Annotated in this window: 4 protein-coding genes; all 4 read left to right on the top strand. The window is 62.8% G+C overall.

What is annotated here, in order from left to right:
• A partial coding sequence (locus tag KUV41_RS05565) for an Ig-like domain-containing protein (RefSeq protein WP_222484837.1) occupies window positions 1–5,231 on the top strand: 5,231 nt, incomplete at its 5' end.
• 89 nt (window positions 5,232–5,320) lie between these two features.
• Complete coding sequence (locus KUV41_RS05560) at window positions 5,321–6,544, top strand: TolC family protein (RefSeq protein WP_222484835.1); 1,224 nt, start codon at window positions 5,321–5,323, stop codon at window positions 6,542–6,544.
• A gap of 3 nt (window positions 6,545–6,547) precedes the next feature.
• Window positions 6,548–8,686, top strand: coding sequence for a type I secretion system permease/ATPase (locus KUV41_RS05555; RefSeq protein ID WP_222484833.1), 2,139 nt, complete (start codon window positions 6,548–6,550; stop codon window positions 8,684–8,686).
• Between the two features lies 1 nt (window position 8,687).
• Entirely contained in the window at window positions 8,688–9,872 is a 1,185-nt protein-coding gene (locus KUV41_RS05550; protein WP_206943652.1) for an HlyD family type I secretion periplasmic adaptor subunit, read from the top strand.
• The last annotated feature ends 147 nt before the right edge of the window (window positions 9,873–10,019 follow it).

The following is a 10,019-nucleotide window of genomic DNA, read 5'->3' as shown; positions in this document are numbered from 1 at the left end:
TCACCGGAGCACTGACTAGCGGTGACAGTACCGATGACACTACCCCAGCGCTGTCCGGCACCGCTGAGGCGGGCAGTACGGTGACGATCCTGGATGGCAGCACCGTTCTGGGCACCACCAAGGCGGACGGTAGCGGCAACTGGACCTTTACCCCGCCCGATCCGCTGGCCGAGGGCAACCAAAGCCTGATGATCACAGCGACCGACCCTGCCGGCAACGTCTCTGCCCCAAGCCCCGCCTTCGAGTTGATTGTGGATATCAGCGCGCCAGACGCGCCTGTTATCAACCCTACCGACGGCTCCGTGATCAGTGGGGCCGCCGAGCCCGGGAGCACGATCGAACTCGACGTCGACGGTGACGGCAGTCCGGATCTGACGACCACGGCGGACGAAACGACCGGTGACTGGTCGGTGGCCCCGGATGCTCCGCTGGCAAACGACACCGTGGTCACGGCGACTGCGACAGACCCGGCGGGCAATACCAGTTCGCAGGCAACGACCACTGTGGATACTTCTCTGAATGACACCCAGCCGCCGGCCGCACCGACCATTTCGGACGTCGTGGATAGTGAAGGCGACGTTACCGGGCCGGTTTCCAACGGAGACAGCACCGACGATACCACTCCGACGCTTTCCGGTAGCGCAGAGGCGGGCAGTACGGTAGCGATATTTGATGGCGATACCGAGTTGGGGACCGTCGAAGCGAACGGGAGTGGCACCTGGACCTTCACCCCGACCGACCCGCTGGCCGAGGGCAGCCATAGCCTGACGGTCACTGCGACTGATGCCGCCGATAATATCTCGGATCCAAGCGAAGCCTTTGAACTGAGCGTGGATACTACTAGTCCTGGCGGTGACGCCGGTACCGATGCCCCGACGCTGGCAATCGCCGAGGCTTCAGATAACATCGTCAACGCCGCTGAGCTGTCCGACGGCGTTCAGGCCAGCGTCGGTCTGACCGCCGGCACCCAGGTCGGTGACACCATAACCCTGCAGATCGACAACGCGGACGACGTGACGTATACCGTGACGGCGGACGACGTCTCCAATGGCAGCGTCACGGTGGTGATCCCGAGCGATGCACTCACCGATGGTGACTATAGCGTCGCCGCGGTGATTACCGACGCTGCCGGTAATAGCTCTGCTGCCTCCAGCAGTGTCGACTTCACGGTGGATGCCACCAGTCCTGGCGGTGAGGCCGGCACCGACGCGCCGACGCTGGCAATCGCCGAGGCTTCAGATGACACGGTCAACGCCGCTGAGCTGTTCGATGGGGTTCAGGCCAGCGTCGGTCTGACCGCCGGCACCCAGGCCGGTGACACTATTACCCTGCAGATCGATAACGCGGACGACGTGACCTACACCGTGACGGCGGACGACGTCTCCAATGACAGCGCCACGTTGGTGATCCCGAGCGATGCACTAACCGATGGCGACTATAGCGTCGTTGCGGTGATTACCGACGCTGCCGGCAATAGCTCCGCTGCTTCCAGCAGCGTCGACTTCACTGTGGATGCCACTAGTCCTGGTGGCGACGCCGGTACCGACGCCCCGACGCTGGCGATTGCTGAGGCCGCGGATGGCATCAACGCTGCTGAGCTGTCCGATGGGGTTCAGGCCAGCGTCGGTCTGACCGCCGGCACCCAGGCCGGTGACACCATTACGCTGCAGATCGATAACGCGGACGACGTGACGTATACCGTGACGGCGGACGACGTCTCCAATGGTAGCGCCACGCTGGTGATTCCGAGCAATGCTCTGGAAGACGGCGACTATAGCGTCGCAGCGGTGATTACCGACGCTGCCGGTAATAGCTCCGCTGCCTCCAGCAGCGTTGACTTCAACGTGGATACGGCCGCGCCTAGTGGTCCGAACAACTCGATTGCCTTCGATGATGAATTGATGAGTGCTGCGGAAGCCACGGCGATTTCCCTCAGCGGGCAGATTGATGCTGACAGCACTCTATCCAGTATCGTAATCAGTGATGGAGATAGTGATACCACCGATATCACTGTCGACCAAAGCGCGATTACCGTGGCTGGCGATGGCACTGTGAGCGTCACGGGGCTCGACCTCAGTGCGCTTGCCGATGGCGAATTGACGGTTACCATGACGCTTGAGGATACCGCCGGTAATAGCGGGACCGTGACCGATACTGCGACCCTGGACACTACCGGTGCCTTGATCGCCGATAGCAGCGAGGCACTGAATGAAGCGGTGAATGCCACGGTGTCGGGCAACCTGGCCGGTAATGACTGGGGGGATCTGGCGCAGATCGCGGTCACAGCCCCTGAGGGACTTACCGCCGGTGGCAGTGATGTCACCTGGGCGGGCAGCTACGATGCCCAGCAACAGAACTACATCATGACGGCGACAGTGGCGGGTGGTGACGTCGCGACGCTGGTCATCAACGGGGCAACGGGTGCTTACACCTTTACCCAGTTGGCGGCGCTGGATCACCCGGCCCTTGGTGCGGACATTCAGGAGCTCGGCTTCCAGGTCTCGACAGTGGATGCGGCCGGCAACAGCGCTGAGGGCAGCCTGGAGATCCAGCTCACCGACGCCGTGCCCGACGCCGCGGCGCCTGTACTTATCGATACCAGCGGGATGGCCCAGCCGGTGGAAGGCACTTTGGTCGATGACTTTGGTGCCGATGGTGGTGTGGTCAGCTCCATCGTGATCGATGGGGTGACTTTCCGCTACGATCAGGACAGCGGTAGCGTGGAACAGCAGGGACAGTCCGACCTGATCGCCGGCTACCAATACGACGATACGTCCAGCCAATTGACGGTCACCACCGTGAAAGGCGAGACCTTTGACGTCAATCTTGCCGACGGGACCTACCGCTTCACACAAGGCAGCCTCGCCAATGATGCCTTTATGTCTGATCAGGCCCCTTCGGTCGGGTTGGGTGATTCTGCGAGTTTGCTGGGTATCGTGGGTGTAGACGCTCTTGGCCTAGTGAATTTTAGCGGAAGCCAAGCATTTAGCGTCAATGATCCAGACAACGATATCGCAAGTGTTACAGTAGCACTGACGTCGCTTCTTTCCGTTTCTTTGGGTAGTCCTGGGTTCGAATACTCAGAATCAATGGCGCAGTCGTTTGGGCTTACAGTCGATAATTCGAATCGCTTGGGCGTCTTGGATAACAATGCATCGATTGTGATAACTGCAGCTGATGGAGGGCTGAGTTCTCAGCAATGGAACGAGTTTTTGGGTTCGATTTACTACAGTGGAGGCTTGACCTCAATTGGTCTAGGTTCCTCTCTCTCGATTTCCGCGATAGATGTTGAGGGTAACGATGTCGGCCCTGAGTCTCGGGGCGACATACTCGAACTGGATCTTCTCAATGGTAACAGTGCTCCCGATTATCTGTTAGAAGATGAATCGGCCGATCCCGATGCGGGCAATACCCTCACGGGCACCGCCAACAGCGATCGCCTCTATGGCTACGGCGGCAACGATACCCTGAACGCCGGCGCCGGCAACGACATCCTGCGGGGTGGGGCCGGCGACGATGTCCTGTCGGGGGGAGATGGCGATGACCTGCTGATCGGCGGCACCGGTGCCGATACCCTGACGGGTGGGACAGGCCGCGATGTATTCCGCTTTGAAGCCGGAAACGCAGGGGCCGCCGGTAGCCCGATCGTCGATACCATCACTGACTTCTCCCTCGGCGATGGCGATATTCTGGACCTTCAGGGCCTTTTGCAGAACGAGGTCAGGATCGGTACCGACCCTGGCAACCTGACCAGCTTCCTGCACTTCGTACGCACCGCGGATGGCGATACCCGCCTCGAGATTAGCTCCAGCGGTGGCTATCTGGGTGGCTACGACGCCAGTGCTACGGACCAGGTCATCCTGCTCGAAGGTGTCGATCTGGTCGGCCAGGGGGCAGATGCGGCGTCCGACTGGCAGATCATTCAGCAACTTCTCGAGGGTGGCCATCTCTCCGTGGACACCACCGTCCAGGCGGGAGAGACGGCGGTCGGCGGCTTCAAGTCGTCCACCGAGATCGACGCGACCCTGACCGACGGGGATGGCGACAGCACGTCCACCAGTGTGGCGGTCGATGAGACCGGTACACTGGACGAACCGACGGTCCCCAGCGACCCGGATCCGGACAATACCGCGCCGATCGTGCAGGCCGACAGCGGCCTGCTGGGGCTGCTGGATGTCTCGGCGCTGGGCATCATCGATCTCAACAGCCAGGCGTTGGTGGCTGCCGATGCCGAGAACAATCTCGCGTCGGTCACGATCGACTTCCGTCCCTTGCTCGATATCAATCTGACCGACTCGGTCGAACTGACGGCGTCCCAGTCCATGGCTCAGGAGCTCGGTCTGAGCATCTCGACGGAGAGCTCCAGCGGCGTCCTCGGGCTCGTGGCGCCGCGGGCCTCGCTGACCATCACCGCACTGGATGGCGGTCCCATCGACAATCTGGCGGTCAATGAGTTGCTGGGCAGCGTGAAGTTTACCGATGGCGACGGCGGTCTGCTCGGTCTTGGCACTGACCTGCAGCTCAGTGTGTTGAACGCGCTTCGCATCAGCGCCACCGACACCGAAGGACTCGAGGACAGCGAGCTGGTCGTCAACCTGGCGCAGATCGAAGCGTTGGACCAGCTGTTCGGCGGCAGCACCTACATCGAAGAAGGCGATGGAGGCAATAACGACCTGGATGGTGGCATCGGCAATGAACGCTTCTACGGCTACGCCGGTAACGACACCATCGACGCCGGGGGAGGTAATGATCTGCTGAGAGGCGGAACAGGCGACGACGTCCTCAACGGTGGCGGTGGCGACGACCTGTTGATCGATGGTCAGGGCAGCGACACCTTCAATGGTGGCGCCGGCAACGATGAGATTCGTCTTTCCGGGACGGGCTTTGCCGCCATCGACGGAGGTAGCGGGGAGGATGTGCTGCTGCTCGATGGCGGCATCGACCTCGATCTGACTGATGCGTCTGTCGGTACGATCGGCAATATCGAGCGTATCGACCTGGGTGATGACGATGGGGCATCGCGCCTGACCCTCGATGAGGACGAGACCATCGCCCTGACCGATGACGACAACCTGCTGACGGTGGAAGGCGATGACGGCGATACGCTCAGTGCTAGCGGCGCCGTGGCCACTGGCAACCAGCAGACCAGCGGTGATACCACCTATGTCGAGTACAGCCTGGGCAGTACCACGCTGCTGGTGGAAGACACCGTCAATGTGGAGGTCAATTGAGGGTGGGGGTAGCGCCTGGCGCAGTGCAAGCAAGGTCAGGTCGACCACGCTGGCCAAAGCGCCGTTCGTGGCTCGCTGGCGGGGCGCTGATGGTCTGCGCCCTTCAGGCCCAGGCGCTGAGCCTGTCGGAAGCGGTGGTCCAGGGGCTGGCCGTCAATCCCGAGGTACGGGCGGCGGAATCCGACGTCCGGGTGGCCGCCACCGAGGTGGATATCGCGCGCGATAGCTACTGGCCCTCGGTGGAGGTGTCGGCGGGTCCGGAGAACTCGCTGATGGGAGAGCTCGGCTACGACGTCACGGCGACCCAGGTGCTGTATGACTGGGGACGTATTGCGTCGCAGGTGGCGTCGGCCTCGGCCGAATACCGCCATCGGTTGGCCTCGCTCAAGGTGACCAGCGACGAAGTGGCGCTGGATATCATCGAGCTTTACCTCGACGTGGTGGCGGCCCAGCTCCGCGTGGTCGAGGTGGAGGGCTATCTGGACCGGCTCGAGGCGCTGGCGGCGATGACCGACCAGCGGGATCTTGGTGGCTACAGCGATCGCAGCGAAAGCGAGCGCAGCCGTCTGGACATCGCCCGTGCCCGTGAGCAACTGGCGATGGAGCGGGGTGGCCTTAGTGAGGCCCAGCAGGAACTGCGGGTGTTGCTGCAACGGGACATCCTGGCCACCCAGATGCCCGACCCCGAGGATTATCTGGCAAGCCTGGCTGCACCGGCGCAGGTGGACCTTGCGATCGAGGACGCCCCTGTGCTCGAACAGAGCGAGGCCGACGTGTCTGTGGCGAAGGCTGAGCTGGAAGAGTCTGAGGCGGCCTTGATGCCCCAGCTCAACCTCGAAGGATCGCTGCTCAGGCGTGAGGTCGGCGGGGTGATGGAAGAGGATCAGGTGATCGCCCTGCGTGTGCGGATGGCGCCCATCCAGGGGCTGTCGAACTGGCGTAGGACTGATGCTGCCGCGCAGCGGGTGGAGTCTTCGCAATTCTCGCTGCGGGCCGCACGGCGCGATCTTCAGCGCACCATCGCCGGCTTGAAGGAGCAGTATCAGGTGACCCAGTGGCGTCTGGAAGGGCTCGAGGAACAGATCGATCGGGCCGGCGAGGTCCTGACGACCTACGAAGACCAATTCAGCGTCGGTCTCAGGGACATCGCCGATCTGCTCAGTATCGAGAGCGAGCGGTTCGAGGCGGCCAGGCAGCGTATCGACGTGGAGATCCAGCAACTGCGTCTGCAGTACCGGGCCGCTTCGCAGTTGGGAACGCTGGCCGCCGTGGTGCCGAGGCTCGAGGAACAGGATATCGCGCAGGGAGGCTGAGCGATGGAGTCGTCACAAGGCGTGACAGGAGACGCATTACGAGAAGGGCTAGTCGTGCTGTGCGAGCAGTGGGGTCGGCATTGCACCACCGCCGAACTCGGCGATGGCCTACCGCTGGAGCAGGGGAGGTTGCCCGTGTCCGAGGTACCGCGCGCGCTGAGGCGGGTACAGATGAAGGCACGCTGCCTCGACGTTCCGTTGGACAGGCTGGCCAATGACCTACTGCCGGTATTGATCGAGCTGGACGACGAGCGCTGGGTGACGGTGGTGGCCCGTGAAGAGGGCGCGATCCAGGTACTGCTGAGTGAAAGCGGTGGTGGTACCGAAATTTGGAGCCCCCGAGAGCTTTGTGCCAGGCACACCGGCGTGACGATCGTCGCCAGGCCGGACCTTCAGCCGGATGATCGGGCCGGGGGCTTCGCCGAGGAGCCGCAGGAGCACTGGCTGAAAGGCCCCCTGAGCCGCTGCTGGGGAACCTGGGTGGAGGTTGGCGTGGCGGCCTTGATGGCCAACTTGCTGGCCATCGGTACGGCGCTGTTTGCCATGCAGGTGTATGACCGGGTGGTGCCCAATGAGGCGTTCTCCACCCTATGGATCCTGGCCAGCGGTGTCGTTCTGGCGATCCTGCTCGAATTTGGCCTGCGGGTACTGCGGGCGAGTCTGCTCGACAACACCGGCAAGCAGCTTGATCAACAGCTATCGTCGCGGCTCTTTTCACAGGTGATGAACCTGCGCCTGGCGGCAAAGCCGGGGTCGGTGGGAGCTTTTTCCAGCCAGATTCGAGAGTTCGAGAGCGTTCGCGAGTTCCTGACGTCTTCCACCATCGGTGCGATCAGCGACTTGCCTTTCGTCGTGCTGTTTCTGGGTGTCATCTACTTTATCGGTGGTGACATGGTGTGGGTGCCGGTGGCTGGCATCGTGATGATGGTGTTGCCCGGCCTGCTGGCCCAGCGCAAACTGGCGCGGCTTTCGCGCCAGAACCTGCGAGAAGGGGCGGTGCGCCAGGGGGTACTGCTAGAGACCGTTGACCACCTTGAATCGGTCAAAGCCAGTCGTGCCGAGGGCCGCCACCTGCGGCTGTGGGACAGGCTGTCAGGGGAGCTCGCCGATGCCTCCACCCGTCATCGGCGGCTGTCATCCAAGCTGACCTACGGCGCTTCCATGGTCCAGCAGCTAGTGTATGTCGGTGTGGTCATCGCCGGTGTTTACGTCATCTCTGCCGGCGAACTGACCGTCGGTGGCTTGATCGCCTGTACCATCCTGACCTCACGGGTGGTGGCGCCGATGGCCCAGGTGGCCGGTATTTTGGCGCGCTGGCAGCACGTCAAGGTCGCCATGGAAGGCCTGGACGGCTTGATGGACGCCCCGACAGAACGCCCGGTGGGACGCCAGTTTGTGCGCAAGGAACGGGTCCAGGGGCGTTACGAACTACGCGAGGTCGGGCTTGCCTATCAGCAGGATGCGCCGCCCGCCCTGGCGCTCGACTCGTTGTCTCTCGCCGCGGGCGAGCGCATTGCCCTGCTGGGAGGCAATGGCGCGGGTAAGTCGACCCTGCTGCGGCTGTTGGCGGGGTTGGTGGATCCTGCGAACGGGACGGTCCAGCTCGACGAGGTGAGCCTGAGCCAGATCGAGCCAGGGGATCGTCGCCGTGCCATCGGCTATGTGCCCCAAGACATCGCGTTGTTTCACGGCACCCTGCGCGACAACCTGATGCTGGATGGCGGCGCCTATCACGACGAGGAGCTGATGGAGACGCTCGATCATGTCGGCCTCGGTCGCTTCGTCCGCCGGCACGCCCTGGGGCTGGATATGCCTCTTCAGGGCAATGCCAGCCTGTCCGGGGGGCAGCGCCAGGCGGTTGGCCTGGCCCGGCTGATCCTGCAGGACCCGCGTATCGTGCTGATGGATGAGCCTACGGCTGCCTACGACCAGTCCAACGAGCAGCGGGTCATCGCCTTCCTTATGCGCTGGCTGGAGGGGCGGACGGTGGTGATTTCGACCCACAAGAAGTCGCTGTTGTCGCTGGCACATCGGGCGGTGGTGCTCAAGGATGGCCGGCGGGTCATGGATGGCCCCGTCGACAAGGTAGTCTCGGGCAATCAGGTCAGGACCACCGCAGCCCGCGCCTCAGGAGAGCAGTGACATGGCCAGTGCGACATCACGCCAGCGGCAGGTGCTGGAGCAGCTGCAGGGGGGGAGCTCGCTGCCCCAGGGTACCCACGTAATTCTGTGGGCCTGCGTCGCCACCATCGCGATCTTTATTGCCTGGGCGTCCTGGGCCACCATCGACGAGGTCACCCGTGGCGACGGTAAGGTGGTGCCCTTATCACGCATGCAGACGATACAGAGCCTGGAGGGTGGCATCCTCGAGCGTCTGTTGGTGCAGCGGGGCGAGCGGGTCGCCGCAGGGCAGCCTCTGCTGCGGCTGGACGATACGCGCTTTCGTAGCGCCTACCTGGAAACGATGAGTCAGGTCGAGGTCCTCGGGGCGTCCATCGCGCGCCTGGAAGCAGAGGTGTTAGAGCAGGAGAGCATTCGTTTTCCCGACGATATCGATGAGCAGGGCGAGCTGGCGCGCTCCGAACGCGCGCTGTTCGAGGCCCGGCGCAATCGCCTGCTGCAGGCAGAGGCCTCCATCGAGGACGAGATGGCCATCGCCAGGCGCCAGTTGAGGCTGCTGGAACCGCTGGTCGAGCGACGCTCCGTCAGCGAGATGGAGGTCCTGAAACTGCAGCAGACGGTGGCCTCATTGGCCGGCAAGCTGGCCGAGATGCGCAATAGCTATGTCCAGGATGCCTATGCTGAGCTTTCCACCAAGCAGGCGGAGCTGTCGACGCTGGAGCAGACATTGCTGCAGCGTCGCGACCAACTCGAGCGCACCGAGATCGTGTCGCCGGTGCACGGGCGGGTGAACGACATCATGGTCACCACCACCGGTGGGGTCATACAGCCTGGCGAGCCGATCCTGGAAATCACACCGCTGGAAGACCAGCTATTGATCGAAGCACGGATTCGGCCGGAGGACGTGGCGTTTGTGGCTCCGGGCATGCCGGCTAGTGTCAAGATCACGGCCTACGACTACACCATTTACGGCGACCTGGAAGGCACGGTGGAGCAGATCAGCGAGGATACGATCGAAGAGGAAACGCCGCGCGGCAAGGTGTCCTACTACGAGGTGCTGGTGCGCACCGATGAAGCCCACCTGGAGCGCCACGGCGAGCGCCTCGCCATTCGGCCCGGTATGGTGGCCGAAGTCGATATTCAGACAGGTGAGCGATCGCTATTGAGCTATCTGCTTAAGCCGATTATTAAAGCCAGGTTGTATTAAGAGATATCACTAATGGTCAGATCTTGTTGCGACCGCTTGTGATCCCAACCTCTGAGCCGTGCCCATCCGCTCACCTATCGGCGGCTGAGTGGCTCTGGGCCTGCAACGCGGCATGGGCCAGGGTAAGCTGTGTTGCCTGAACCTTCG

Source organism: Halomonas sp. DP8Y7-1 (genome assembly GCF_019801685.1).
In the GTDB taxonomy this organism is placed as follows: domain Bacteria; phylum Pseudomonadota; class Gammaproteobacteria; order Pseudomonadales; family Halomonadaceae; genus Halomonas; species Halomonas litopenaei_A.
This window is presented reverse-complemented; position numbering and strand designations above follow the sequence as displayed.

Coding starts and splice junctions, on each gene's coding strand:
- KUV41_RS05560 (WP_222484835.1), top strand. CDS start 5,321: ATGGTCTGCGCCCTTCAGGCCCAGGCGCTGAGCCTGTCGGAAGCGGTG.
- KUV41_RS05555 (WP_222484833.1), top strand. CDS start 6,548: ATGGAGTCGTCACAAGGCGTGACAGGAGACGCATTACGAGAAGGGCTA.
- KUV41_RS05550 (WP_206943652.1), top strand. CDS start 8,688: ATGGCCAGTGCGACATCACGCCAGCGGCAGGTGCTGGAGCAGCTGCAG.